This is a genomic window from Pseudomonas sp. Marseille-Q7302, assembly GCF_965111925.1.
Genome location: NZ_CBCOPK010000001.1, coordinates 3,052,790 through 3,078,382 on the forward strand (window position 1 = coordinate 3,052,790; position 25,593 = coordinate 3,078,382).

Consider the following 25,593-nt stretch of genomic DNA (forward strand, 5'->3'; position numbering starts at 1 on the left):
CTCGGCGGCCTGATAAAAAGCCTGGGGTATGAGCATGCAGTTGCCCGAGCACGACCATTTCGATCCGCCGCCGCTGCGCTTGCGGCGGCCCTTTCTGACCTCCCTGACCGCTGGCGTGGGGACGCTCTCCGCACTCACTGGCCTCGCCGCGTTGCTTGTCGGCACCGTGGCCTGGTTGCAGTTGCCGCAGGTGACGCCTTACCTGCCAATGGCACGCGAGACGGCCCAGGGTTTCCTGGGCGGGGGTATCCTGTCTTTGTTGATCGGGCTCTGGCTCCGCCGAAGCAGCCAGCACCGTGGGCGCTATCGCAACGCCCTGAGCCTGGCCCCGGAACTCAAGCGGCGGCGCTGATCAGCGCTGGCGCAGACGCGCCAGCGCACCGCCCAGCAAGCCGGTAAGGCAGCCCAGCACCAGGCCGCCGACATGAGCGCCATTGGCGATGGAGCCGAAGCCGAGCAGGTCGAAGACCCCGGTGAGGCAGATCAACAGCCAGATCAGCATCATGGCCACCACGCCGCGCGGCATGCGGTAGGCCGGATTGGGTGACAGCCACTGGAACAGCCAGCAATGGCCGAGCAGGCCATAGAGCACGCCGGACAGGCCGCCGAACAGCGCCGGCCCGGTCCAGGCGTACTGCACGAGGTTGGAGCCAATGGCGAAGACCAGCGTCAGGAGCAGCAGCATCAGGCCGCCCTGACGGAATTCGATGCGTCGGCCCAGCTCCCAGAACCAGAGCGCGTTCATCGCCAGGTGCAGCAGGCCGAAGTGCAGGAAGATCGGCGTGACCAGGCGCCACCATTGCCCTCGGGACAGGCTGACGTCGAGATCGAGAAAGGCGATGTGCTCAGCATCGATCAGGCGGAATTCCTGCAGCGTCAGGTAATGGATCAGCGCCAGGTTGTCGCCCAGTTCGGTGACCAGGCCCAGGACCAGGGTGACGATGAGGAAAACCGCGGAGACCGGGCTGGCCTTGAGCTGCGCCAGCAGGCCGAAGCCGCGTAGCCGCCGGGTGATCTGGACTTCGCCCTGGGGATCGCCATCGGGATAGCGCTCATAGAGGCTGCGGGTTTCCTCGACGCGCAGAGGGTCCAGCACCCAGAGCACCTGGCTGTCGCCCTCTTCCACCACGCGATGGCGGATCTGCAGCCGGCGCAGCAGGCGGGTGAAGCCCAGCAGATCGCGGCTCAGCGGCACGCGTAGCACGGGTTGCGGCTGGTTCATCGGCCCTCCTCGCGCTGCACGTCGATCCAGACGAACTTGTCCGGGTCGATCTGGCGCTCGTCATCGAGGCGATAGGCGACCAGCTTGCCGTACTTGACCGCGCTGTAGTCCAGGCAGGCCAGGTTGGGCCGCAGGGGTTCGGGATGACCATCGCGCCAATAGTGACCGACGAACAGCAGCGGCTCACCTTCGCCATAGCAGAGCAGCCCGGCCTTTTCCTCCTCGCTCAGACGCTCACAGGCGATTTCCGCCGGCAAGGCATCGGGCTGGAAGACCACGTCGCCGTAGGTCTGGGGATCGCTCTCCCAGAACTTGGTGCGAAAGCGCGCTCGCACATAGCCATCGCTGCCGGTGAGGCGCAGACCATGAGGCAAGGGCAGTGACACGCCGTTGAGCAGTCGCGAAGCGACCCGACTCGGCAGGCTGCCGGCGATGATGGACTGGCGCACGAAATCCTCGTCGATACAGGCATCGGGATAGTGATGCAGCAATTCATCGATCAGCGGCTGATCCCAGCAGGCGTGGACGATGCGGAAGTGGCCGAAGTCCTTGCACAGCGGCAGGGTGTACAGCCAGCGCAGGTGGTCCTGCCACTCCTGGGGATGATCGGCGAAGGCGGCCAGGGTCTCCTGGATCAGCTGGCGGTGCCGAGGGGTGTGTTCACGCACCCAGGTCTGGCCGGTACCGGGACTGGCCGGGGTGTGCCAGGCCAGGGCGTTGAGTTCGTGGTTGCCGAGGATGCAGTGGGCATGACCGCCCTCAACCATGGCGCGCACCCGGCGCAGGGAGCCGCGGATGCGCGGCCCGCGGTCGACCAGGTCGCCGAGAAAGATCGCCTGGCGCTCGGGGTGCTGCCAGACGCCGTCCACCTGCCGGTAGTCGAGGCGCTCCAGCAGCAGGTCCAGGGTATGGGCGCAGCCATGGATGTCGCCGATCAGATCGTAGCCCAGGGGCATCAGTCGTCTCCCAGCCGACTGCCCCAGCCGAGCTTGGTCCGGCAGATCTCGTAGTAGTTGTGATCCAGCGGATGGATCAGCCTGAGCTTGTGGGGCTTCTTCTGAATGGTCACGGTATCGCCGGGTGCGCAGGTGAAATGATTCTGGCCATCACATGAGACCTGCGGATAGATCGTCATGTTCGGCGACACCAGGATCGACAGGGTGCTGTCGCCGGACACCACGATGGGTCGGCTGGACAGGGTGTGGGGGTACATGGGCACCACCACGATGGCATCCAGCTTGGGATGCATGATGGGGCCGCCGGCCGACAGCGAGTAGGCGGTGGAGCCGGTGGGCGTGGCGACGATCAGGCCATCGGCGCGCTGGCTGCAGACGAATTGCCCATCGATGTACAGCTCGAACTCGATCATCCGGGTGGACTTGCCGGGGTGCAGCACCACGTCGTTGAGCGCATCGCCCTGGCCGATCATCTCGCCGCCGCGCTCGACGAAGGCGTCGAGCAGGAAGCGCGTCTCCATCAGGTACTGGCCGTCGAGCACCTCGGCGACCTTGGTCTCCAGCTCGTCGGGACGGATGTCGGTGAGAAACCCCAGCTTGCCACGGTTGATGCCCAGCACCGGCACGCGTGGACGGACCAGGGCGCGGGCGGCGCCGAGCAGGCTGCCGTCGCCGCCGACCACGATCACCAGGTCGCAGATCTCGCCCATGAGCTTGCGCGACACCGTCTGCAGACCATGCCCGGGCAGCACCTCGGCAATGGTGTTTTCCAGGATGACGTTGCACCCGCGTTGCAGCAAAAAGGTCTTGAGCCGGCGGATGGTATCCAGCACCTGGGTGCTGCCGAGTCGACCGATGATGCCGATGTTACGAAAGGAGTCCATGACGCGCCGGCGGCCCCGTTGACTGGATTGGGCGGAAAGTATGGGCGAAAGCCCGTGGCAGCGGCAAACCGCCTCCATCCGACCACGGGTCGCCCGAGGTGATCCGCAGGGGCCTCGCTTGGCCTATGCTGGCACCATGACGCCCTTCGCCGAGCTGCACGCCCTGCCCCGCCGCCTGAGCCAGCCCCAGGTGCGCGCGCTCGCCTGGACCCTGGTCGCTCCGCCGCTGCTGACGACCACCGATACCCGTCATCCGCTGCGCGCCAGCGACTGGGCGCGAGAGCCGGCACGACTGGCCGACTGGCTGCGGCAACAGGACGCGGCGCCCGCTGAGCTGGCCGCATGGCTCGCCCAGGGCAGCGACCGCCGCCTGGGCCGGCAGTATGAAAGACTCTGGCAATTCGCCCTGGCGCGCGCACCTGGCATACGGCTGCGCGCGGCCAACCTGCCCTTGCGCGAAGGCGAGCGCACCTTGGGTGAACTGGATCTCCTGGTGGAGGATGCCGAGGGGATCCATCACCTGGAACTGGCGGTGAAGTTCTACCTGGGTGAAGGCCCACCGGACGCGCCGCGCTGGCTGGGTCCCGGCGGCGAAGACCAGCTGGCGCGCAAGCTCGCCCATCTGCGCCAGCGCCAGCTGCCGCTGTCGGCTACGCCCCTGGCCCAGGCCAGCCTGGCAGCCCTGGACATAGCGCCCCCACGGGCAGCGCTGTGGATGGGTGGGTATCTGTTCCAGCCGCTCGCCAGTCCCCTGCCCTGGCCGACCGGCGCCCTGCCACCCCCGCAACCCCAGCTATGGTGCGAGCGAAGGCTGATGCCTGAGGGGCACTGGGAGGTGCTGCCCAAGGGACATTGGTTGGCGCCAGCCGTGGCCGACACCCCCTGCCTGCCGGTGCCGGAAGGCGAACCGATCTGGCCGCAGCTGCTGGTGCGCCGCGACCTCGCGGGTGAGGAGGAAGCCCGCCTGTTCCTGGTGCCCGAAGGTTGGCCGACTCAGTCTGCCGCCAGCCTGGCCAGCTGAGCCTCCAGCGCGCGGCGACCCTGGAGGCCGCCACTGTGAATCAATACCAGGCGACTGCCCGCTGCCACTGCGCCGCGCTCGATCTCCTGCCACAGGGCGAGCCAGAGCTTGCCGGTATAGAGCGGATCCAGAGGAATGCCCGTCTGGTCCTCGAACGCCGCCATGGCCCTGGCCAATTCGGCGTCGATCCGACCGAAGCCGCCGCGACTGGCATCCACCAGGCGCCAGTTCGAAGCGGCCTGCCCAGCCAGCAGTGTGTCGAGAGTGGCCTCGACGCCATGCCCGGGTGGCACCGCCAGGCCACCTACCACCTGCCAACCGGGAGCGGCGGCGCGGATCACCCCGGCCAGGGTGGTGCCGGTGCCGGCGGCCAGCCAGAGTTGCTGGCAATCGGGCCAGCCCAGGGCGGCGAGGCCCTGGCGCACGTCCGCGACGATTCCCGTGCAGGCCTGGGCGGCTCGCTCATCGCAACCGCCTTCGGGGATGGGCAGCAGGTGCGGATAGCGCGTCTGCCAGGGCTGCCAGAAGTCGGCGTCGTGGCGACGACGATAGCCGCCATAGCCTAGCCAGTGCAGGGTCATGCCACTGTCCTGGAGATCCTGGACGGTAGGCGTCAGGCAGGCTTCGCCGCGCAAGAGGCCGACGGTCACGAAGCCCTCCTCCCGTCCAGCCGCCGCCAGGGCGTGCAAATGGTTGGAATGGGCGCCGCCCAGGCTGATCAGGCCACGGCCCTCGCCCCGCGCCAGGCATTCGCGCCAGGGCCGCAGCTTGTAACCCTTGTTGCCATTCTGGCCAGCCGGGCGCTGATCCAGGCGCAACACGGCGAGACGCAGGCCATGCGCGGCCAGGGGTGCAAGATGCACCTCCTGAAGCACGGCGGGTGAAGGATAGGTCATCGGAAGAGCCGCAGGGATCAGAGCGCGACGGCGTCGCCACCGCTGTCATCGCCGCGATGCTCGGCGCAACGGGTCGAGCGCAGGGGATCGAACTGGGCGGGATGCTCCACGCGGACCACTGGCCGACCGCAGCGCTCGCCGTCCACCTCGGCCTGGCACACCGGCTGCTGGTGATGCTCCAGCCAGCGCTGGTACTGCTCCCGGCTGACCTTGCAGTGGTCGGCGACGAAACCCAGCGGATCGGCGCTGAAGCGCGGAACGTCCTGGCGACTGAGGATGAGGTGCCCGGCACCCGGCTGGAAGGTAACGAAGAGGATGCCCTGGCGCGCCAGGCGCTCCAGCTGACCCTCGTTGCTGTCGCCGACCAGTTGAGCGCAGCGTTCGCGCAGCTGGCGGATGTCGTCCTGCAACTGGCCGTCCAGCTCGTCGCGGTACTTGAGCTCTACCTCGCGGATGGTCAGCTGGTTCTTCAGCTCGCCTACCGCGGCGGCTACCCGGGCCTCGCTTTCGGCCTCGGCCTGGATGCGCAGCGCTTCGATCTTGTAGAGGGCGTTTCTTTCCAGGGTGTGCATCTGTTCGTTGAGTTCTTCGCGCTGCTGACGAGCCAGCTCGTGCTGCTGCTCCAGGTGCTGGGCCAGGGCCGCGTAGCGCACCTCCAGCTCGGCCTTGGCGGTGCGCAACTCGTCGGCGTCGCGTTGCAGGCGCGCCAGGTCTTCCTGGTGCTGGCGGGTCAGGGTGAGCAGACGGGTGCGCTGGCCGGCGATCAGCTTGTCCAGCGCCTCCTGATGCTCCTGGGCGAGGATGCGGCGGACCCGTTCGAGACGGGCCTCGACGTCGATGCCGTCAGCGGCGCTGGGATGGTATTCGCCGGCCAGCTCGACCTCGCCATCGCGGGGCGCGACCAGCCCTAGGCAGTCACGGATCGCCTGCCAGTCGTCGTGTTCGGCATCGCTGCGTGGATCCCAGAGATCGCCCTGGTGCCAGGAAAGGGGACATTGGCTGCGGCTGGCCAGCCGGATTGGTCCGGCGCCCAGATCGGGACCAACGCCGCCGCGCTCGGCCAGCTCCCCCAGCGGCAGATCCCATTCCGGCAGCGGACTGCCCTGGGCATCGAAGGCCAGCAGAAAGAACACCGCGGCCTTGACCCGGCGATGGTCATCCAGCAGCAGATAGACGAAGCGATGGCGCCGTCCGGCACAGTCGAGCAGCCCCTGCTCGCCCTGCCAGAGCGCCTGGAAATCGGGAAACAACAGGGCGCGGTTCACGCCCTGGTCGCCGAACCCCAGCACCACCGGGGTCAGTACCGCCTCTTCGTTCAACGTCTCTGCCATCTGTAGCCGCGTGCTCTGTCGATCCCACATGAATTCCGAGGCTGGCGCCAGGCGCCCGCTTGGGCATGGGCATGCCAGGGTCGAAGCGACCGGACAGGCCCCTACCGCCAACCTCCAGGCGACGACGCGCTCGTGCTGCGTCCCGCCCGACGTCTCCGAAACGCCAGGCCCCCACCCGGCGCATCAGGACGGCAGCTTAGCCAATCCTGGTCGACGGGATGGAAGAGAGACCGGACATTGGGACGAGGGTCGGCCCAGAGAAGATGTTATGCGGAGCGCGTCACAGAAATCATCCCTGATTGCAACGAAGAGTTACAGCTGAGCGGCAAGCCGGGTGGCCTGGTCGATGGCGCGCTTGGCATCGAGCTCGGCCGCGACATCCGCGCCACCAACCCGGTGCACCGCCATGCCAGCGCCGACCAGCTCGTCTTCCAGCTCACGCAGGGATTCCTGACCGGCGCAGAGCACCACGTTATCCACCTCAAGCAGCTGCTCGGTGCCATCGGGCAGGCGCAGGTGCAGGCCGGCATCGTCGATACGTAGATATTCCACGCCACCCACCGCCTGGACGCCGCGCTGCTGTAGCCGCGCGCGATGGATCCAGCCGGTGGTCTTGCCGAGGCCCTTGCCGGGCTTGCCGGGCTTGCGCTGCAACAGCCAGACCTCACGCGGCACTGCCGGCGGCGCGGCCGGGGCCAGGCCACCGCGGCTGCTGAAGCTGGGATCTATGCCCCACTCCTGGTAGAAGGCGGTGATGGGGTCGGCGTCCTGGTGCCCATGGGTGAGGAAATCCGCCACATCGAAGCCAATGCCGCCGGCACCGATCAGGGCCACCCGCCGCCCTACCGGCTTGCGCTCCAGCAGCACGTCCAGATAGCCCAGCACCTTGGGATGGTCGACGCCGGGGATGGGTGGAACGCGCGGGGTCACCCCGGTGGCCAGCAGCACGGCCTCGAAGCCACCGGCCTGCAGCTCGGCGGCGGTGACCCGGTGATTGAGACGGACCTCGACGCCGAGCCGCTCCAGGCGGCGCTGGAAATACCTAAGGGTCTCGCCGAACTCCTCCTTACCGGGGATGCGCTTGGCGACATTGAACTGGCCTCCAATGCACTCGCTGGCCTCGAACAGCACCACGCCATGGCCCCGCTCGGCCAGGGTGCAGGCGGCGGCCAGGCCGGCCGGTCCGGCACCGACCACGGCGAAGGTGCGGGGCTGAGCCGTGGGCAGGATCTGCAATTCGGTTTCGTGGCAGGCACGCGGATTGACCAGGCAGCTGGTCAGCTTGCCGGCGAAGGTATGGTCCAGGCAGGCCTGGTTGCAGGCGATGCAGGTATTGATCTCGTCGGCCCGGCCGGCGGCGGCCTTGGCGACGAACTCGGGATCGGCCAGCAGCGGGCGCGCCATGGACACCAGGTCGGCCTGGCCGGCGGCAAGGATGGCCTCGGCCACCTCCGGGGTATTGATGCGGTTGGTGGCGATCAGCGGCACCCTGACGTGGCCCTTGAGCTGGGCGGTGACCGCAGCGAAGGCACCACGCGGCACCAGGGTCGCGATGGTGGGAATGCGCGCCTCGTGCCAGCCGATGCCGGTATTGATCAGGCTCACCCCGGCGGCCTCCAGCCAGCGCGCCAGCTGCAGGCATTCCTCGGGCGTGCTGCCCTGCTCCACCAGATCCAGCAGCGAGAGGCGGAAGATGATGAGGAAGTCCGGACCGGTGACCGCACGGATGCCCTCGACGATGGCCAGCGCCAGGCGGCAGCGACTGGCGAAATCGCCACCCCAGCGATCCGTGCGATAGTTGGTCCGCGCGGCGATGAACTGGTTGATGAAATAGCCTTCGGAGCCCATCACCTCGACGCCATCGTAGCCGGCCTGCTGCGCCAGCTGGGCGCACCGGATGAAGGCGGCGATCTGCGCCTCGACCTCGGCATCCTGCAACTCGCGCGGAGTGAAGGGATTGATCGGCGCCTGCAACGCCGAGGGCGCCACCAGCAGCGGGTTATAGGCATAGCGACCGGCATGCAGGATCTGCAGGCAGATGCGACCACCCGCGGCGTGTACGGCTTCGGTCACCGGGCGGTGGTGCTCGGCTTCCTCGGCGGTGGTCAGCTTGGCCGCGCCCTTGGCCACGGCGCCTTCCTCATTGGGCGCGATGCCACCGGTGACGATCAGCCCCACGCCACCGCGGGCCCGCTCGGCGAAAAAGGCCGCCATTCGTGCGAAACCACCCGGCCGCTCTTCCAGCCCGGTATGCATGGAGCCCATCACCACACGATTGCGCAACGTGATCGCTCCCACTGGCAGGGGTTCGAGCAGATGCGGATAGCGGTTCATAGGGGTGGTATTACGAGGGGCAAGCTCAATCATGGCGGTCTCCGGTCATTGGCCTTTCTAGGAAAGCCTGGCGCCACGATAGGAGCAGCAGGGCCGGGCCTCAATCACCAGAAATGACAACCTCTTTACCCAAATGCACAGCCACCCCTTGGCAGTGACGGCGCGGTCTCCTACCCTGAGCACCTTTATTCCGCCCGCCCAAGGGGGCCGGGACCGCTCTGGAGTGCCGATGCGCAAGCTCGTGTTCCTGGTGCTGATCGCCCTGTTCGCCGTGCTGGCGGGCTGGGTGGCCCAGCGGCCAGCCTTCCATTACCTGTCTGATCTGCGCAGCAGCCTGGCGTTGGATCTGACCACCACGCCGGCCGCGGCTACCACCGGCAACCTGCTGGGAATCGAACCCGAGCTGGTGGCCCTGGACTATGGCAATCCCGAGCGGCTGCGTCTCAAGCTCGACGCCTACCTGGCCAATGCCCGCCGGCTGGGCCTGATCGGCGCCCAGACCATCGTGGTGCTGCCCGAGCACCTGGGCACGCCCCTAGCGCTGATGGGCGAAAAGCCCGAGGTCTACGCCGCCGCTCAGAGCAAGGAAGCCATCGAATGGCTGGTCCTGGGCAACCCGCTACGGGTCGCCCGGGCCTGGTTCCAGAGCGAAGGGGATCGCCGCCTGGCCGACAGTTTGCTGCGCATGAAGGCCTGGGACATGGCGAGTGCCTATCAGCAGCTCTTCGCCGGCCTCGCCCGCGAGTACGGCGTCACCCTGGTGGCCGGCTCCATCGTCCTGCCTGGTCCGGCGCTGGTCGACGGCGAATTGCAGGTGGGCAGCGGACCGCTACGCAATGTCACCCTGGTGTTTGGCCCTGATGGCAAACCACTGGGCGAGCCGCTGGTGCGACCGCTGACAGCCAGCGAGGTAGGCGATGACCTGAGTCCGCCGCTGTTGCGGCTGGATACGCCGCTGGGCCGCCTGGGCGTCATCCAGGGTAGTGATACCGGACGCACCGGCGTGCTGGACGCCCCCCAGGTGGATCTGCTGGCCATTCCCGCCCTTGCCTCGGGGGCCACCCCGGCACCCGCGCCCTTCGATCCTCAGCGTCTGCGCGCCGCCGGTATCCGCGCCGCGCTGGAAGTTCACCTGCGGGGACGCCTCTGGGAATGGCAGGCCAGCGGCCCCAGCCAGGCCTTCACGCCGGACGGAGAATCGGCGACCGACCCCGCCCGCAGCGGCAGCAAGCTGCTCAATCTGCGGCTATGAGCGCACCCGCGCTGCGCCTGGGCGACCTCTCCACCGGTTTCGTGCTGGCGCTGGCCGCCGCGGTGGCGACTCGCGGGGCGGACGCCACGGGTCTGCTCAATCGCTTTGGCCTGACGGCGGCGCGGCTGGCCGAACCCGGTGGACGGCTGTCGATCCCCCACTACATGCGTCTTGGTCATTCCGCCCTGGAGCTGACCGGCGATCCGGCGCTGGGTCTGGCCATGGGCCAGGCGATGCGTCCGGCCTTCCTCGGGCTCGCGGGGGTGACGGTGGCCCAGGCACCGGATGTCCGCCATGCCGCGGAAACGCTGCTGGCGCTGGAGCCGCTCTATGGTCGTAACTACCGTGGCCAGTCGCGCTATGCGGCCCAGGGGCGCGACGCCTGGCTGCACTTCTATAGCATCAGCCCCTACAACGCCTACAACAGCTTCGTGGTCGACGTGGTGCTCAGCGCCTGGCTGGCGTTGCTGGGCACCGTGGCCGGTGGTCCCCTGCAGCCCCGCCGTGTACTCATCGAATACCCGGCGCCGGCGGACCTGGCGCCCTACGAGGCCGCCTTCGGTTGCCCGGTGGAATTCGGCGCCGCCGAGAACGCCCTCTTGCTCGACGCCCGCGCCCTGAGCCTGACCGGCCCCGAGCACTGCCCCGCCACCTGGCGCCAGTTGCTGGCCCTGAGCGAAGCCGAACGTGCCCGCCTGACGCGTACCCGTGGCCTCAGCGAACGGGTGATCGAGGTCATGGGGCCCTTGCTGCGCCATGGCGAGCCGACCCTGGAGCAGATCGCGGTGCGGCTGCGCCTGCCCTCCTGGACCCTCAGGCGCAAGCTCGCCGAGGAAGGCACCCAGTACCGCACCCTGCTCAATCTCACCCGCCGCGACCTGGCGCTGGCCTATATCCGCGATACCGAGGCCAGTTTCGGCGAGATCGCCTATCTCCTGGGTTTTGCCTCGCCGGCTGCCTTCCAGCGCGCGTTCAAGCGCTGGACCGAGCAGACGCCCGGCGACTGGCGCCGCCTGCAGCGGCAGACGATCGCAGGTTGAAGGGAGCATAGGCGGCGATAGAAGGTCCTAACTGGCTGACTCCTGGCCATGACCGCTGCCCTGCCCATGCCGACTCTCCTGCTCTCCCTGTTGCTGCTGTTCCTCGCCCTGCCCCTGCGGGCTGCCGAAACCCCTGCCAACGCCCCTGCCGGACTCGACCCGCAGCAGGCGCGCCAGGTCGCGGCCCTGTTGCAGGATCCGCAACGTCGCCAGGAGCTGATCCTGACGCTCCAGGCCATCGCCAGCCAGCCGGCGAGCGCCAGCGGAACGCCTGCCGCCGCGGCGCCGGCCACGGCGGCTGCCTCAGCCCCCGCTCCGGCAGCCAGCGAGGAAAAGGCGCTGGTACCCCTGGAGGCCAACGGTCTCATCGCCCAGACGCTCAATCGCGTCGGTCGCTGGGCCGACCACCTGGGCACCGAGCTGAATCAGGTGCAGCGGGCGATACGCACCTTGCCGGACTGGTCACGTGCCAGCTTTACCTCCGAAGCGGGCCGCCGCGCCCTGTTGCAGGCCCTGCTGACCCTTGGCACCCTTTTCGCCGCCGGCCTGCTCGGCGAATGGCTGGTGCACCGGCTACTCCAACGCCCGCGACAGAACCTGCAGCGTCATGCCGATCAGGCCGACAGCCACGCTCGGCACCAGGCCCAGCAGGCGGCCACTCAGCAGCCTTCCCCCGCTGCCACCGCCGCCGATGAAGAAGCCGCTACCCGTCCAGCCGAATCTGCCGTGGCGCTGGTCAAGATCCAGCGCGATGGGGTGGACCAGCTGGAAGAGGTGCCCATCGCGCCAGCCGACAGCGCCGCGCCGCCACAGAGCGAGCCTGTCGCCGAGTCCGCCAGCCCAGACGCCAGCGCTGCCACGCGCGCCCGGCCCAGCGCCGAGGAACACTGGACCACCCTGCGTCACCTGCCCTTCGCCCTGGGTCTGCTGCTGCTGGAACTGCTACCGCTGCTGGTGTTCTGGACGGTCGCGGCACTGCTCATCCACTACCTGGTGGGGACGGACGCCAGCCAGCGCGAACTGGTCGGAGGCTTCATCGGTGCCTATCTCACCACCCGCCTCGCGTTGATCGTCGTCCGCCTGTTGATCGATCCCGCCGCCCACGGTATCCGCCTGCTCAAGGTACGGACGGGACTGGCCTGCACGCTGCTACGCTGGCTGCATGCCTTCGTCGCCTTGGTCACCTTCGGCCTGGCGCTGGCGCAGGCGGCGGACATCCTCGGTGCCAGCGAGGCCGGGCGCGAAGCCATCGTCAAACTGGTTTCGCTGCTCGCGCACCTGCTGGTGGTCGGCCTGATCTTTCACGTCCGCCGTCCGGTGGCCATGCGCATCGCCGGGCGCCAGGACGGCAATGGCGCCCTGACCGTGCTGCGTGCCTGGCTGGGTCAGGTGTGGGCGCTGTTCGCCGCGGTCTTCGTGCTGGGCGGCTGGACCATGTGGGCGCTCGACATCGAAGACGGCCTGCCGCGGCTGATGAATTTCGTCGCCCTTTCCGCCGGCATCGTCATCCTTGGCCGCCTGGCGGCGGTTTTCCTGCTCGGCCTGCTCGGCCGCCTGTTCCAGCCGGCACCGAGCGAAGGCGCCAGCAGCATCGATCTGCACCTGCAGCGCTACTATCCGCTGGCCCGCTGGCTGGTGGGGGTGATCGTCACCCTGGTCACGGTCCTGGCGCTGTTCCAGTCCTGGGGCTGGAGCGTGCTGGACTGGTTCGGTGACGGCAGCATCGGGCGCAGCCTGCTGTCCGCCTTCCTCACCATCCTCATTGCCGCCATCATCGCCGTGGTGGTCTGGGAAGGCGCCAATGTCACGGTGAACCGGCGCCTGAGCAGCTGGACGGAGCGTGGCGACACGGTACGCGCGGCCCGTCTGCGCACCCTGCTGCCCATGTTGCGCACCGGCCTGTTCATCCTGGTCGCACTCATCGTCGGCCTGACCGCCCTGAGCGAACTGGGCATCAACACCACGCCCCTGCTGGCCAGCGCCAGCATCATCGGCGTGGCCCTGGGCTTCGGCTCGCAGAAGCTGGTGCAGGACTTCATCACCGGCATCTTCCTGCTGCTGGAAAATGCCATGCAGGTCGGCGACTGGGTCACCGTCGCCGGGGTCTCGGGCACCGTGGAATACCTGTCGATTCGCACCGTGCGCCTGCGCGCCGGGGACGGCTCCCTGCACATCGTGCCCTTCAGCTCGGTGTCGGCGGTCAACAACATCAACCGCGGCCTGGGCAACGCCGCCTTGCGCATCAGCGTGGGCTACGCCGAAGACATCGAGCGTGCCATTGCCGAACTCAAGGATATCGGTGCCGGCATGCGCGCCGATGACGCCTTCAAGGACCTGATCCTCGCCGATCTGGAAATCTGGGGCGTGGATGCCGTCGATGGCTCCATGGTGACCATCGCCGGCCAGATGAGATGCATCGACAAGGGCCGCTGGGGTGTGCAGCGCGAACTCAACCGCCGCATCCTCGAACGCTTCCGCGAGCGCGGCATCGAGATCGCCAACCCGCGTGCCAGCCTGTTGCTGCCCAGCGAAGCCGGTATCGTACCCTCCACGCCCATCCAGCCACGTCCCGCGGAGTAGACCTCGTGCAGTTTCGCCAAGATGCCTTCAATGGCCTGATCATCGACGCCGCCTCGCTGCCCACCACCCGCGAGGCCTTCGCCCCAGCCCTGGCGGAGCTGCTCGACGGGGCCCGGCGCGAAGGTCGCAACCTGATCTGGCTGACCCTGCCCCTGGCCCTGGGCGAACTGGTCGGCGTGGCGACCGCTGCCGGCTTCGTCTTTCACAACTGTCTCGAACAGGAACTGACCCTGGTCTGGCGCGGCACGCCCACGGCCTTCGCGCCCTTCGTGCCGACCCACAGCCTGGGTGTGGGCGGACTGGTGCTCAATGCCCGCGGTGAGCTGCTGGCGATCCGCGAACGCGGCAGCCAGGGCTACAAGCTACCGGGTGGCCACGTCGAGCTGGGCGAGGACCTGGGCCCTGCGGTGATCCGCGAGGTCTGGGAAGAAACCGGCATCCACAGCGCCTTTCGCAGCATCGCCGGCCTGGTGACCACCCATCCCTACCGTTTCGGCAAGTCCAATCTCTATGTGGTCTGCCACCTCGACCCCCTGGATGTCGACATCGCCATCCAGGATCCCGAGGAGATCGAGGACGCCCGCTGGCTACCGCTGCCCGACTACCTGGCCGATTCAGGCAACAGCGCCTTCAATCGCGAGCTGGTGCGCAGCCTGGCCCAGGCCGAGGGCCTGCTGCCCAGCGCCCTGAACAGCGAGCGCTATCCCAAGGCAGAAGTCTTTCTGGCTCAGCCGTCGAAGGACTGATCCATGCTCTCGGCCGGATGGGCGTCGCGCGGGCGGCCCACCGGCCGGGCGGGAATGCCCACCACCGTGGTATGGGGCGCCACGGGGCGCAGCACCACGCTGTTGGCACCGATCTTGGCGCCTTCGCCGATCTCCAGATTGCCAAGGATCTTGACCCCGGCGCCGATCATCACGCCGCGACGCACCTTGGGATGACGATCGCCCTGCTCCTTGCCGGTACCGCCCAGGGTCACCTGCTGCAGGATGGACACCTCATCCTCCACCACCGCGGTCTCACCAATGACGATGCCGGTGCCGTGGTCGAGCATGATGCCGCAGCCCAGCCGTGCGGCCGGGTGGATGTCGATGGCCAGCAGGCGATTGCAGCGCGCCTGCAGGTGCAGCGCCAGCAGACGCTCGTCGTGGGCCCAGAGGGCATGTCCCAGGCGATGGGCCTGCAGCGCCAGGAAGCCCTTGGAAAAGAGAAATATCTCCAGCAGGCTGGCATAGGCCGGATCCCGTGCCAGCACCGCCTCCAGGTCCGCGCAGGCGGAGGCGACCAGCGCCGGACGCTCGGCATGCAGGGCGGCGAAGCGCTGGGCGAGCCGGTCGGCCTGTTGCGGATCTTCGGCCAGGGCCTCGGCGCAGCGCCGGCCCAGGGCCGCAGCCAGGTCCTCCGGTTCGAGCAGCGCACGCGTCAGCCCAGCGGCCAGGGCAGGCGCCTCATGGCACCCGGCCTCGGCCTGGGCGCGCAGGAGTTGCCAGAGTTGGGTAGCGGAGCGAAGGCGCATGGCGAGCGGTGTCTTTCAGCGAGGGGCGCCAAGCTTAGCGGGCCTGGCGGACAGCGTCTTGTACATCAGGGTGGTGCTGTCACGGCGCTCGGGTTGCCGGGCATCCAGGGCGTAGCCAGGAATCCTGCCGACCACCTGATAGCCGAGGGACAGATAGAGCGGCTCGGCATGGTCATCACTGCGGGTATCCAGGGTCAGCAATTCCCGCCCCTGGGCCTGGGCGGCCGCTTCCACCGCCTGCATCAGCCGACGGGCCAAGCCCTGCCGGCGGTACGCCGGATGCACCAGTAGCTTGACCACCTCGGCGCGGTGCGGCTGATTGGCCGGGGTATCCAGCACCAGTTGCACGCTGCCGACCACACGCCCGGCCTGGAGGGCGGCGAACAGCAGGCGATCGCCGCGGGCCAGGCCCGGCGCGACTCCTTCCGTCCAGAAGCGATGATTCACGGCGTCGGTGAGTGGCAGGATGAAGCCGATGCTCGCCCCCTCCAGCACACAGGCGGCCAGCAGCTGCTGGAATTCGTCCAGGTGCGCCTTGAGGTCGGCGACCTCCAGCCGTTCGATGCGACAAGCAGTGGTCATGGCAGCTCCTCAGATCATGAACAAAAGATAGCGAGCGCCGTCAGCGCCGCTGAGAAAACGGCTGCTGCCCCACAGGCGATAGCGCAGGCAATCGCCACTGCTCAGCCGATAGGGCTGTTCCTCGATCCAAAGCTGCAACTCGCCCTCCAGCATCAGCAGATGGTGTTCGAGGCCTGGTCGAGGGGAGGCCTCATAGCGGATATCGACGCCGGGGCCCAACTGACTCTCGATCACCTCACCCGCCAGCGCCTGGGCCGGCGGTGACACGGAGCGGCGGCTAAAGGCCTGCGCGGGATCCGTCCAGACCTGCTGGGCCTGGCGCTGGACCTGTGCCGGAAAAGACTGCTCCACGCTGTGCAGCAGGCGCGTCAGGGTCAGGCCGTAGGCCGAACAGAGCTGGCCAAGCACCGCCGTGGTCGGGCTGACCTCGGCATTTTCCAGCCGGGACAGGGTTGCGCGACTCACTCCACTAAGGGTTGCCAGCTGTTCGAGTGACAAACCGCCTTCGAGGCGCAAGGCCTTGAGTCTGAGTGCCAAACGTTCATCGAGCATCGTTCATCTCCCATTTTCGGGATTTTTTCTCACAAAAGAGAAAATCGAGCAACCCGTTTCTTGGGAAACTTGCTATCCAGCCTATGACTATCGCATTAAACTTTATCGGAAAAACCCTTTAACCTCTGGCTATTATATTAGCGACCCGGCGTCCGTTAATAAGGCAACCAGAGGCTCTGGAAAGAGTGCCTGAAAAATTTCGTTTATTGAGAGGCCACTAAGCCACCGCGCTAAACACGAAACCTTGGAATGACATTTTCCATGTCCAAAAAGAACGTGACGGCAGAATAGACGTCTCAGTTATTGACCGCGCCGGACACCAGCCTGGGCGCGCCTTTATGCGATCTATTTCAAAAAATGTCGGCACTCCAGGGTTATTGCCCAAACATTGGCAGTAAAACCGCTGAAATCCTTTACAACCCCTGTACAACTTTCTTTGCAGGGGCTCTAGTCCGGCCAGTAGAAACTCAAGCCTTGTATTCAAATTAAACGTCGTCCAATAAAACGCCCTCCTATCAGCCTGCTCGAACTCGCTCGTTAAACTCCTACTCTCAATAAGCGAACCGCCTGGCCTTTGGGGGGCACGGCGCTCGACTCGTCAGTAACCTGAAGTAGGAGAAGTTCTTATGGCTAACAAGAGCAGCAATCCAGGCAACTTCGCCAACAATCGCGAACGCGCCGCCGATGCCGGACGCAAAGGTGGACGGGCCAGTGGTGGAAACTTCGCCAACAATCCCGCGCGAGCCTCTGAAGCCGGGCGCAAGGGTGGCCAGAACAGCCACGGTACCCGTAAGACCGAGGCTGAAAGCGACGCTGTCTCCTCCTGACAACCGCCCATCGGGCCGGCAGCCGCCTGGTAGTCGCTACCCTTGGCAGGCTGCCCTTGGCGTTGAGCCTGGGCACCCCTCGGCCCCACTTTACTCAGCCTGTCCAGAACTGAGCTTCAACTCACATAAATGTATGGCCGTGCTACTTTTAGCGGACAGCCCGAGTGGCCCGCAGGGCTCACTCCCCCAGCCCTCGTCCGCCAGCACCGGTGCCCATGCTCAACAACATTCGCATCCAGAACAAACTCTTCGCCGGCTTCGCCGCCATTATTGCCCTGGTGGTCCTGCTGCTCTGGTTGACCTATGCCTCGTTGCAGAGCCTGGTCGATGCCAATCGCTGGGACCGGCATACTGCCGAGGTACTGCTGTCCGTCACGGCGCTGGACAACAACCTCCTCGAAGCCCGTGCCAAGGTGCGCAACTACTGGTATTCCGGAGCCGCCGCCGACGCCGAGGTTGCCCGCCAGGCGCTGCCTCTGCTGATGGCAGCGGTGCGCGTGCCCCAGCAGCTGACCCAGGACAATCCCGAGCAACAGCAGCGCCTCGCGCGGCTGACCGCGGATCTCGACAGTTGGCGGCAACAGACCTTCGAACCCCTGCTGCGGCTGCGTGACACCGGCAATCTCTCTCCAGCGCAGTTGGCCAACGAACCGCTGATCACCGCCTTGATCAGCCAGGTCGCAGCCATGCGCCAGCAGATCCAGAGCATCGCCGATGACGAGCGCCACCTGTCCGCCCAGCGCGCCGACCATACCGAAGAGGTACGTAGCCAGCTGACCTGGACCCTGGTCGCGGGCGGCTCCTTCTGCGTACTGTTGGCCGCGCTCATCGCCTGGTTGCTCTCCCATCACCTGCTGCGCTCGATTCGTGCTCTGACCGACACGGTGGCACGGATCTCCGCGGGCGAAAGCAGCGCCCGGGTGAAGGTGCAGGGCCGGGACGAACTCGGCCAAGTGGGGCTGGCCTTCAATCAGATGGCCCAGCAGATCCAGGACGACCATGCCCGCGAGCAGGCATTGATGCAGCGCCTGCGCGCCGACGTCGACGACCTGCTCGGGGTGGTCAACAAGGCCGCAGCGGGAGACCTCACCGGGCGCACCGCGGTCAGTGGCGACGATGCCATCGGCCAACTGGCCCGCGGCCTGGGCAAGATGATCGAGGACCTGCGCGGCATGATCGCCAAGGTCCAGCGCGCCGGCATCCAGGTGACCTCCTCCACGACGGAAATCGCCGCGTCCTCGCGCCAGCAGGAAGCCACCAGCATCGAACAGGCCCAGACCAGCGTGGAAGTGCTGAGCACCACACGGGAAATCGCCGCCAACGCCAATGCTCTGGTCCGCACCATGGAAGAAGCCGTGCAGGTGGCGGACGAGACCACCAATGGCGCGGTACAGGCGCGCACCAGCCTGACGAGCATGGATGGCACCATGCAGCGCATGGTGGCGGCGACCGACTCCATTAACGCCAAGCTCGCCGCCCTGTCGGAGAAGTCCAGCCACATCAACAAGGTGCTGACCACCATCACCAAAGTGGCTGACCAGACCAATCTGCTGTCGCTCAACGCCGCCATCGAGGCGGAAAAGGCCGGTGAGGCGGGTCGCGGCTTCTCGGTGGTGGCGACCGAGATCCGCCGCCTGTCGGACCAGACCACCGCCGCGACCGACGATATTGAGCAGATGCTCAAGGACATGAATTCCGCGGTATCCGCCAGCGTCATGGGCATGGACAAGTTCTCCGAGGAAATCCGCCGCAGCGTGCAGGAAGTGGCAAGCGTCAGCGATCAGCTGGCCGAGGTGATCGAAGACGTACAGAAATTGCCGGCGCGCTTCGACATCGTCCTGGAAGGCATGCAGTCCCAGGCGATAGGCGCTGGCCAGATCGCCGAGACCATCACCCAGCTCAACGACAGCACCCAGCAGACCACTGAGGCGCTCAAGGCCACCAGTGAGGCCGTCCAGTATCTCCAGCAGGCGGCGCAGGACCTGCAGAGCAGTGTCGCTACCTTCTCGGTCACCCGTTGAGCATGCAGATCCTGGTCTTTCAACTGGCCGATACCGCCGCGGCCCTGCCCACGGCAGTCATCCGCCAGGTGCTGCCCTTTCTCCAGCTCTCCCGGTTTCCCGCCGCGCCGCCCGGGGTCGCCGGCCTGATGAACCTGCACGGTGAGGCGATCCCGGTGGTGGACGTCGCCGCCATGAGCGGTGCCTCGGGCGCCCAGGCGCGGCAGGACACGCGCATCCTGCTGGTGGACTATCCCCTGCCCGCCGGTGGCCATCGGCCGCTCGGCCTGGTGGTGGAAGGCGTCGCTGGCGTACGCCGGATCAGCACCACCCCGCCGCGTCCGGCCGGTATCCGCCTGCCCGACTATCCCTGGCTGGGCGACGTGCTGGAAACACCCGAAGGCCTCTGGCTGTGGCTGGACCTGGACCGGCTGCTCTCGCCGGCCCTGGCCGCCCTGCTGTTCCAGGAGGCCGCGTGACGCTCGATCCCCGTCTTGCCCCCCTGGTGCGGGCGCGCACTGGCCTGGCCATCGCCGACGACATGCTGGCCCGCGCCATCCGCCAGCGGCTGCGCGAGCGCCAGGAAAGCGACGCGGAGTCCTATGTCGCGCGTATCCTCGAAGACGAGGCCGAATTCGCCGATCTGCTGGACCTGCTGGTCATTCCCGAGACCTGGTTCTTTCGCGATCCCCAGGCGATCGCCCACGCCGCCCGCTTTGCCCAGGAGCGCCATGCCCGGACCGGTTTGCCGGTACGCCTGCTCAGCCTGCCCTGCTCCACCGGCGAAGAGCCCTACACCCTGGCGATGGCCCTGTTCGATACCGGGCTGCCAGCCACCGCGTTCCAGGTCACTGCGGTGGATATCAACGAACCCTCGCTGGAGCGCGCCCGCCGTGGGCTCTATGGGCGCAATTCCTTTCGCGCGCGGGATCTCGCCTTTCGCGAGCGCTACTTCGCCCCCGAAGGCGATCGCCACCGCCTGGCCGAGGCGGTGCGCAACCAGGTGCGCTTTCGCCAGGGCAATATCCTTCAGCTGGGCAGCCTGCGCGACGGCGCCGCCTTCGACGTGGTGCTCTGCCGCAATCTGCTGATCTACTTCGATGACCAGACCCAGGGCCGTGCCCTCAGCCACCTGGCGGCGCTGATGCACGACGACGGCCTGCTCTGCGTCGGCAGTTCGGAAATGGTGAGCGCCATGCGCCATGGCTTCGCCAGCCTGGGCGTCGCCCACGCCTCGGCGTTGATCAAGCGACAGGCGGCCACGCCCGAGCTGGTGCGGTCTCCGGCTACGGCGCCGGCGCCTCGCCGCAAGGCCACCACCCGCTCGACCGGCCCCAGTCATCCGCTGCCTGCGCGCCTGCGGTCCAGAAGCGCGCCAGCGTCCGAGCCGGCCGCGCCCGTCGCCCCCCAACGCTCGGCACTGGAGGAAGCCCAGCGCCTCGCCGATGCGGGGCGCGGCGCCGAAGCCGAAGCCCTGCTGCGCCGCCTGCTGGAGGCAGACCGCGGCCAGGCGGGCGCCCACTTCCTGCTGGCGCTCATCCTGCCCGACGACCGCGCCGCCGAGGCCGAGCGGGCGCTGCGCCAGGCACTCTATCTGGAGCCCGGCCACTATCCGGCGCTCTGTCGCCTGGCGTTGATCTGCGAAAGAGCCGGTCGCCTGGACGAAGCCGGTCGCCTGCGCGAACGCGCCGCCCGCATCCAGACCCGCGGAGGTGAGGACGCATGAGTCTGACGCGCGACCTCACCTCCGCGGAGCGCCTCGACTGGGCCGAACGCTATGCCCAGCCACCGGATGATCGTCAGGCCCGCTCGACCAGCGCCCTGGTCTTCCGCCTCGGTGCGGAATGGCTGGGTCTGCCCGGCAGTTGCCTGGTCACGGCCAGCGAACCCACCGTGGCGCACCGCATCCCCCACCGACGCTCGCCGCTGCTGCGCGGCATCGTGCCGGTGCGCGGCCAGCTGCATCCCTGTATCGCCCTGGATCTCCTCTTGGCGGTAGCCCCGGCAGGCCAGACCGGCGGCTTTCCACGCCTGTTGCTGCTGCGCGTCGGTCGCCGTGACTGGGCCGTGCAGGTGGACGAGGTCCTGGGCCTGCAGCGCTATGCGCCGAGCGACGTGCAGCCGCCGCCGGCCACCTTGGGCGGCGAACTGCTCAGCTATCTCGGCGGCGTCTATCGCGAAGGTCCGCATCAGGTCGGCCTGATCGATCTGGCGCGGCTGGAGCGGGCTCTGGAAGAGGCGCTGCGATGAGCCAGCCACCGCGCGATGTGCGCGAGATGTCGCTCTATGATCTCTTCGCCAGCGAGGTGCAGAGTCATCTGCAGGCGCTGGATGCCGGCCTGCTGCGGCTGGAGCGTGATCCCACCGATACCTCGGTGATCGAGCCGATGATGCGTGCGGCCCATTCCATCAAGGGCGCGGCGCGTATCGTCGACCTGGACGGACTGGTCGAACTCACCCACGCCATGGAGGATTGTCTGGTGGCGGTGCAGACCGGGCGCCGTCAGCTCGGCGCCGGGGATCTGGATCAGCTGTTTCGCTGCGTCGATTTCCTCGGCGAGGTCAGCCGCCTGGACGAAGCCGCCAGCCAGCGCTGGCAGGTCGAACAGCGTGATGCCCAGCGCGCACTGGCGCAAGCCCTCAGCGCCGGTGACAGCGCCCCGTCCTCGCCCGCCCCGGTGGCCCCGCGCGATCCGCCGCCGGCCCCGGCCGCGCCGGAAGAACCGGCAGTCGACGCCGAACGCACCCGTGACCTTCTGCGGGTCGATAGCGGCCGCTTCAACCAGATTCTCGCCCTGACCAGCGAGGCCCGGGTGATGGGCCTCGGACTGCACGGCCTGGTCCAGGGTTTCCAGGGTTATCGTGGGGAGCTGCAGGGCCTGTTCGGTCAGGCATCGGCGGCCAGCAGCGAACTGCGCCAGCGCCAGGAGAGCCTGCTCGATCGCTATCAGCAGCAGCTGCAGGCCCTGGAAGCCTATGAACGACGCCTGCTGGGAGTCTGCCAGGGCCTGCTGGACGAGGTGCTCGGGGTACGGATGCGCCCGCTGCGCGACGCGGTCCAGGGTTTTCCCCGCTTGGTACGGGATCTGGCCCGCGGCCTGGACAAGGAAGCGGTGCTGCAGGTGGACGGCGCCGATACCCTGATCGACCGCGAGGTGCTCACGCGCCTGGAGAGTCCGCTCAACCATCTGTTGCGCAATGCCGTGGACCATGGTCTGGAGCTACCTGCCGAACGCCGCGCGCTGGGCAAGCCCGACTGCGGTCAGATCCGTCTCGAAGCCCGCCATGTCGCCGGCCGCCTGCAGGTCAGCCTGCACGACGACGGCCGCGGCCTGGACCTGGAGCGCATTCGCGCCGCGGTCATCGCCCGGCGGCTGAGTCCCCCCCAGGTCGCCGCCGAGTTGAGCCCGGCCGAACTGCTGGAATTCCTGCTGCTGCCAGGCTTCAGCCTCAAGGAAACGGTTACCGAGCTGTCCGGGCGCGGCGTGGGGCTCGACGTGGTAGCCGACGCCATCCGCGCCCTGGATGGCGAGGTGCGCCTGGAAACCCGTCCCGGTGAAGGCTTCAGCACCCATCTGCTGGTGCCGGTCAGCCGCTCCATCGTCCGCGCCCTCATCCTCGACATTGCCGGCGAGGCCTATGCCCTGCCGGTCAATCGCATCGAACGGGTGCTGCGCCTGGAAGCGGCCGAGGTCCATTCGCTGGAGGGCAAGGCCTTCTTCCTGCTGGGCGACGATCGCCTGGGCCTGGTCGCCGCCCACCAGCTGCTGGAACTGGAGGGCGCTCCGCCCAGCGGTGATCTGGCGGTGCTGGTGATCGGCGGCGGCGAGCGGCGTTATGGCCTGGTGGTGGATCGCCTGCGTGGCGAGCAGGGCCTGGCGCTCAAGCCGCTCGACGAGATCTTCGGCAAGCTGCGCTCGGTCACCGCGGGCGCCCTGCTCGACGATGGCAGCCCGGTGCTCCTGCTGGACGTCGCCGACCTGCTGACGGGTATCGAGCGTCTGCTCGGCGAGGGCCGCCTGCGCCAGGTGCAGGGTAGCACCGTCGCCGCCAGTCACCGAGTCAAGCGAATCCTGGTGGTGGACGATTCCCTTACCGTGCGCGAGATGGAGCGCAAGCTGCTGGAAGGCCAGGGTTACGAGGTAGAGGTCGCGGTCGATGGCATGGACGGCTGGAACGCGGTGCGCGCCGGCGAATTCGACATGCTGCTGTCGGACATCGACATGCCGCGCATGAACGGCATCGAACTGGTGGAGCTGGTACGCCGCGATCCGCGGCTGCATGCCCTGCCGGTCATGATCGTGTCCTACAAGGACCGTCCGGAAGATCGGCTCAAGGGCATGCAGGCTGGTGCCGACTACTATCTGACCAAGGGCAGTTTCCACGACGACGCCCTCATCACCGCCGTGCAGGACCTCATCGGAGCGCCATGAGAATCGCCATCGTCAACGATCTGCTGCTGGCCACCGAAGCCCTGCGCCGCCTGCTGGCGAGCGACGGGCGCCATACGGTCGCCTGGATCGCCCACGACGGCGAGGAAGCCGTGGCACGCTGCGCCGAAGACCGCCCCGACCTCATCCTCATGGATCTGCAGATGCCGCGTCTGGATGGCATCGAGGCGACGCGCCGGATCATGGCCCGATCGCCTTGCGCCATCCTCATGGTGACCGCCACCCCCGACGATTGCGAAGGGGTGTTTCGCGCCATGGGCGCGGGCGCCCTGGACGTGACCGCCACCCCGGCACTGAGCGGCGGCGCAGATGGCGGCGCCCTGCTGCGCAAGATCGCCCGGATCGAGCCGCTGGTGCGCCTGCCAGAGCGCACCGCCCGCCCCGCGCCCTTCACCGCGCCGGCGCCCGCCGGCACGGTTTCCTCACCCACGGACACCCTGGTCGCCATCGGTGCCTCCACCGGCGGCCCGGCGGCCCTGGTGAGTCTGTTCGACGCCTGGACGCCAACGCCCCAGGCGAGTGTGGTGCTGGTGCAGCACATCGACCGGCGCTTCGCCCCCAGCTTCATTGGCTGGCTCGGTACGCAACTCGCCTGGCCGGTCACGGCGGCCATGCCCGGCGCCCTGCCGCAGCCTGGCCAGGTCTGCGTGGCCCTGGGCGATGACCACCTGCTGCTGGACGAACAGGGACGCTTCGCCTACACCGCCGAACCGCTCGACTATCCCTATCGTCCCTCGGTGGATGTGTTCTTCACCCACCTCGCCAGCCACCCGCTAAGGTCGGGCAAGGCGCTGGGTATCCTGCTGACCGGCATGGGACGCGACGGTGCCAGCGGCCTCTATGCCCTGCGCCAGAGCGGCTCTCCGACGCTGGCCCAGGATGAAGCCAGTTGCGCCGTATACGGCATGCCCGCGGCTGCGGTTAGAATGGGCGCCGCGGAGCGCGTCCTCAGCCCCACCCAGATCGGTGCCTGGCTGCAAAGGCGCTTCGGCGCGGGCTCACGGAGCTCGACATGACAGGTCGCCAACAGGAGCGTTGGACGATGCAGCGGCAGGGACTGGCCAAGATGAGACTCGGGACGCCCGACCCCGCTCGCAGAAGGACTCGCAGTAATGGCCACAGACGAGGGTAACGCCCTGGACAGCCTGACCGCCCCCAAGGTGCGCCTGCTGCTGGTGGATGATCAGCTGATCATCATCGAAGCCCTGCGCCGGATGGTCGCGGATCAGCCCGACATCGAACTGCATTACTGCCTGGATGCCAACCAGGCGGTCAACATGGCCCTGCAACTCAAGCCTACGGTGGTCTTGCAGGACCTGATCATGCCGGAGATCGACGGCCTGGAAACGGTCAAGCGCTTCCGTGCCGAGCCGGCGCTGCGCGATGTCCCCATCGTGGTGCTCTCGTCCAAGGAAGACCCCCAGGTCAAGGCGCAGAGCTTCGCCACGGGCGCCAACGACTACCTGGTCAAGCTGCCCGACAAGCTGGAACTGCTGGCGCGGGTGCGCTACCACTCCGAGGCCCATGTACTGCGGGCCCAGCGCGACGAAGCGTTCCGCTTCCTGCGCGAAAGCCAACGCCAGCTCGCCGAGGCCAACATCCAGCTGCAGAAGCTGGTGGCCATCGACAGCCTCACCGGCATCAACAACCGTCGTCACTTCGACCAGACCTACGAAGGCGAATGGCTGCGTGCCCGGCGCAATCGCCAGCCGCTGGCCCTGCTGCTGTGCGACGTCGACCACTTCAAGCGCTACAACGACACCTATGGCCATCTCAGCGGCGACCTCTGCCTGAAGAAGGTGGCCGCGGTGCTGACCGAGCAACTCAAGCGCCCGGCGGATCTGGTAGCCCGCTACGGTGGCGAGGAGTTCGCCATGGTGCTGCCGGAGACCGACGCCGAAGGCGCGCGCAAGGTCGCCGAAGCCTGCCGCGCGGGCGTGGAGCGACTGCAGGTCGCCCACTCCGGCAGTGACCTGGGCTTCGTCACCATTTCCATCGGCGTTGGCAGCATCCAGCCGCAAAGCGGCGATGACCACGAAGCCTTCATCGAACAGACCGATCAGGCACTGTATCAGGCCAAGGCCGAAGGCCGTAACCGGGTGCATCTGCTGCCAAGCCCCGGTACCGACGCCTAGTCAGCCCTTCGGCA

22 protein-coding genes and 1 pseudogene are annotated in these 25,593 nt (G+C 67.6%); 14 read left to right on the plus strand and 9 right to left on the minus strand.

Annotated elements, in window-relative coordinates; all coding sequences use genetic code 11:
* The first annotated feature begins 28 nt into the window (after window positions 1-28).
* Window positions 29-352 carry a hypothetical protein gene (locus ACWPW1_RS14235; RefSeq protein WP_454253253.1) on the plus strand — a complete coding sequence of 108 codons (324 nt, stop codon included), beginning with the start codon at window positions 29-31 and terminating at the stop codon, window positions 350-352.
* Here the strand turns inward: ACWPW1_RS14235 and ACWPW1_RS14240 are convergent, their stop codons facing one another.
* From ACWPW1_RS14240 to ACWPW1_RS14250, 3 genes are read right to left on the minus strand one after another with little or no spacing between them, the layout of a single operon-like run.
* Window positions 353-1,222, minus strand: coding sequence for a rhomboid family intramembrane serine protease (locus ACWPW1_RS14240; protein WP_454253254.1), 870 nt, complete (start codon window positions 1,220-1,222; stop codon window positions 353-355).
* Window positions 1,219-2,178 (minus strand): metallophosphoesterase, encoded by a 960-nt coding sequence (locus ACWPW1_RS14245; protein ID WP_454253255.1) that lies wholly within the window; start codon window positions 2,176-2,178, stop codon window positions 1,219-1,221. Before ACWPW1_RS14245 ends, ACWPW1_RS14240 begins: the two co-directional genes overlap by 4 nt.
* A complete protein-coding gene (locus ACWPW1_RS14250; protein ID WP_059315361.1) occupies window positions 2,178-3,062 on the minus strand; it encodes an NAD(+) kinase in 885 nt (294 codons plus the stop codon). The genes ACWPW1_RS14245 and ACWPW1_RS14250 overlap by 1 nt, the downstream gene beginning before the upstream one ends.
* A gap of 40 nt (window positions 3,063-3,102) precedes the next feature.
* Here ACWPW1_RS14250 and ACWPW1_RS14255 point away from each other — a divergent pair, with 40 nt between their 5' ends.
* A complete protein-coding gene (locus tag ACWPW1_RS14255; RefSeq protein WP_454253256.1) occupies window positions 3,103-4,083 on the plus strand; it encodes a DUF1853 family protein in 981 nt (326 codons plus the stop codon).
* Here the strand turns inward: ACWPW1_RS14255 and ACWPW1_RS14260 are convergent.
* From ACWPW1_RS14260 to ACWPW1_RS14270, 3 genes are all read right to left on the minus strand, one after another.
* Window positions 4,056-4,979 (minus strand): 1-aminocyclopropane-1-carboxylate deaminase/D-cysteine desulfhydrase, encoded by a 924-nt coding sequence (locus ACWPW1_RS14260; protein WP_454253257.1) that lies wholly within the window; start codon window positions 4,977-4,979, stop codon window positions 4,056-4,058. The genes ACWPW1_RS14255 and ACWPW1_RS14260 overlap by 28 nt on opposite strands.
* Window positions 4,980-4,996: 17 nt before the next feature.
* Window positions 4,997-6,310, minus strand: a complete 1,314-nt coding sequence (locus ACWPW1_RS14265) for a chromosome partitioning protein ParA (protein WP_174523139.1) — start codon at window positions 6,308-6,310, stop codon at window positions 4,997-4,999.
* 312 nt (window positions 6,311-6,622) lie between these two features.
* Window positions 6,623-8,644 carry an oxidoreductase gene (locus tag ACWPW1_RS14270; RefSeq protein WP_454253924.1) on the minus strand — a complete coding sequence of 674 codons (2,022 nt, stop codon included), beginning with the start codon at window positions 8,642-8,644 and terminating at the stop codon, window positions 6,623-6,625.
* Window positions 8,645-8,873: 229 nt separating this feature from the next.
* Between ACWPW1_RS14270 and ACWPW1_RS14275 the strand changes: the two genes are divergently transcribed.
* Genes ACWPW1_RS14275 through ACWPW1_RS14290 form a run of 4 tightly spaced genes read left to right on the plus strand, consistent with a single transcriptional unit; the run spans window position 8,874 to window position 14,262 of the window.
* Window positions 8,874-9,896 (plus strand): carbon-nitrogen hydrolase family protein, encoded by a 1,023-nt coding sequence (locus ACWPW1_RS14275; protein ID WP_323150095.1) that lies wholly within the window; start codon window positions 8,874-8,876, stop codon window positions 9,894-9,896.
* Complete coding sequence (locus ACWPW1_RS14280) at window positions 9,893-10,936, plus strand: AraC family transcriptional regulator (RefSeq protein ID WP_454253258.1); 1,044 nt, start codon at window positions 9,893-9,895, stop codon at window positions 10,934-10,936. The genes ACWPW1_RS14275 and ACWPW1_RS14280 overlap by 4 nt, the downstream gene beginning before the upstream one ends.
* Before the next feature lie 48 nt (window positions 10,937-10,984).
* Window positions 10,985-13,516 (plus strand): mechanosensitive ion channel domain-containing protein, encoded by a 2,532-nt coding sequence (locus ACWPW1_RS14285; RefSeq protein ID WP_454253259.1) that lies wholly within the window; start codon window positions 10,985-10,987, stop codon window positions 13,514-13,516.
* A gap of 5 nt (window positions 13,517-13,521) precedes the next feature.
* Window positions 13,522-14,262 (plus strand): NUDIX domain-containing protein, encoded by a 741-nt coding sequence (locus ACWPW1_RS14290; protein WP_454253260.1) that lies wholly within the window; start codon window positions 13,522-13,524, stop codon window positions 14,260-14,262.
* Here the strand turns inward: ACWPW1_RS14290 and cysE are convergent.
* Genes cysE through ACWPW1_RS14305 form a run of 3 tightly spaced genes read right to left on the minus strand, consistent with a single transcriptional unit; the run spans window position 14,244 to window position 16,166 of the window.
* Complete coding sequence (gene cysE, locus ACWPW1_RS14295; RefSeq protein WP_454253261.1) at window positions 14,244-15,032, minus strand: serine O-acetyltransferase; 789 nt, start codon at window positions 15,030-15,032, stop codon at window positions 14,244-14,246. The two genes, ACWPW1_RS14290 and cysE, sit on opposite strands and share 19 nt — an antisense overlap.
* A gap of 15 nt (window positions 15,033-15,047) precedes the next feature.
* Window positions 15,048-15,614 (minus strand): GNAT family N-acetyltransferase, encoded by a 567-nt coding sequence (locus ACWPW1_RS14300; protein WP_454253262.1) that lies wholly within the window; start codon window positions 15,612-15,614, stop codon window positions 15,048-15,050.
* 9 nt (window positions 15,615-15,623) lie between these two features.
* Window positions 15,624-16,166 (minus strand): helix-turn-helix domain-containing protein, encoded by a 543-nt coding sequence (locus ACWPW1_RS14305; RefSeq protein ID WP_454253263.1) that lies wholly within the window; start codon window positions 16,164-16,166, stop codon window positions 15,624-15,626.
* A gap of 650 nt (window positions 16,167-16,816) precedes the next feature.
* Here ACWPW1_RS14305 and ACWPW1_RS14310 point away from each other — a divergent pair.
* The 8 genes and pseudogenes from ACWPW1_RS14310 to ACWPW1_RS14345 all read left to right on the plus strand — a co-directional run.
* A pseudogene (locus ACWPW1_RS14310) lies at window positions 16,817-16,993 on the plus strand (general stress protein); the annotation flags it as partial.
* A gap of 215 nt (window positions 16,994-17,208) precedes the next feature.
* Entirely contained in the window at window positions 17,209-19,014 is a 1,806-nt protein-coding gene (locus ACWPW1_RS14315) for a methyl-accepting chemotaxis protein (RefSeq protein ID WP_323150161.1), read from the plus strand.
* 2 nt (window positions 19,015-19,016) lie between these two features.
* Window positions 19,017-19,472 (plus strand): chemotaxis protein CheW, encoded by a 456-nt coding sequence (locus ACWPW1_RS14320; protein WP_454253925.1) that lies wholly within the window; start codon window positions 19,017-19,019, stop codon window positions 19,470-19,472.
* Window positions 19,469-20,719, plus strand: coding sequence for a CheR family methyltransferase (locus ACWPW1_RS14325; protein WP_271655287.1), 1,251 nt, complete (start codon window positions 19,469-19,471; stop codon window positions 20,717-20,719). The genes ACWPW1_RS14320 and ACWPW1_RS14325 overlap by 4 nt, the downstream gene beginning before the upstream one ends.
* The gene (locus ACWPW1_RS14330; protein ID WP_454253264.1) at window positions 20,716-21,243 is read left to right on the plus strand and encodes a chemotaxis protein CheW; all 528 of its coding nucleotides are present in this window, start codon (window positions 20,716-20,718) and stop codon (window positions 21,241-21,243) included. Before ACWPW1_RS14325 ends, ACWPW1_RS14330 begins: the two co-directional genes overlap by 4 nt.
* Window positions 21,240-23,426: a hybrid sensor histidine kinase/response regulator gene (locus tag ACWPW1_RS14335; RefSeq protein ID WP_454253265.1), complete on the plus strand. Its 2,187-nt coding sequence runs from the start codon at window positions 21,240-21,242 to the stop codon at window positions 23,424-23,426. The genes ACWPW1_RS14330 and ACWPW1_RS14335 overlap by 4 nt, the downstream gene beginning before the upstream one ends.
* Window positions 23,423-24,460: a chemotaxis-specific protein-glutamate methyltransferase CheB gene (cheB, locus tag ACWPW1_RS14340; protein ID WP_454253266.1), complete on the plus strand. Its 1,038-nt coding sequence runs from the start codon at window positions 23,423-23,425 to the stop codon at window positions 24,458-24,460. The genes ACWPW1_RS14335 and cheB overlap by 4 nt, the downstream gene beginning before the upstream one ends.
* A 96-nt stretch (window positions 24,461-24,556) precedes the next feature.
* A complete protein-coding gene (locus ACWPW1_RS14345; protein ID WP_454253267.1) occupies window positions 24,557-25,579 on the plus strand; it encodes a GGDEF domain-containing response regulator in 1,023 nt (340 codons plus the stop codon).
* The last annotated feature ends 14 nt before the right edge of the window (window positions 25,580-25,593 follow it).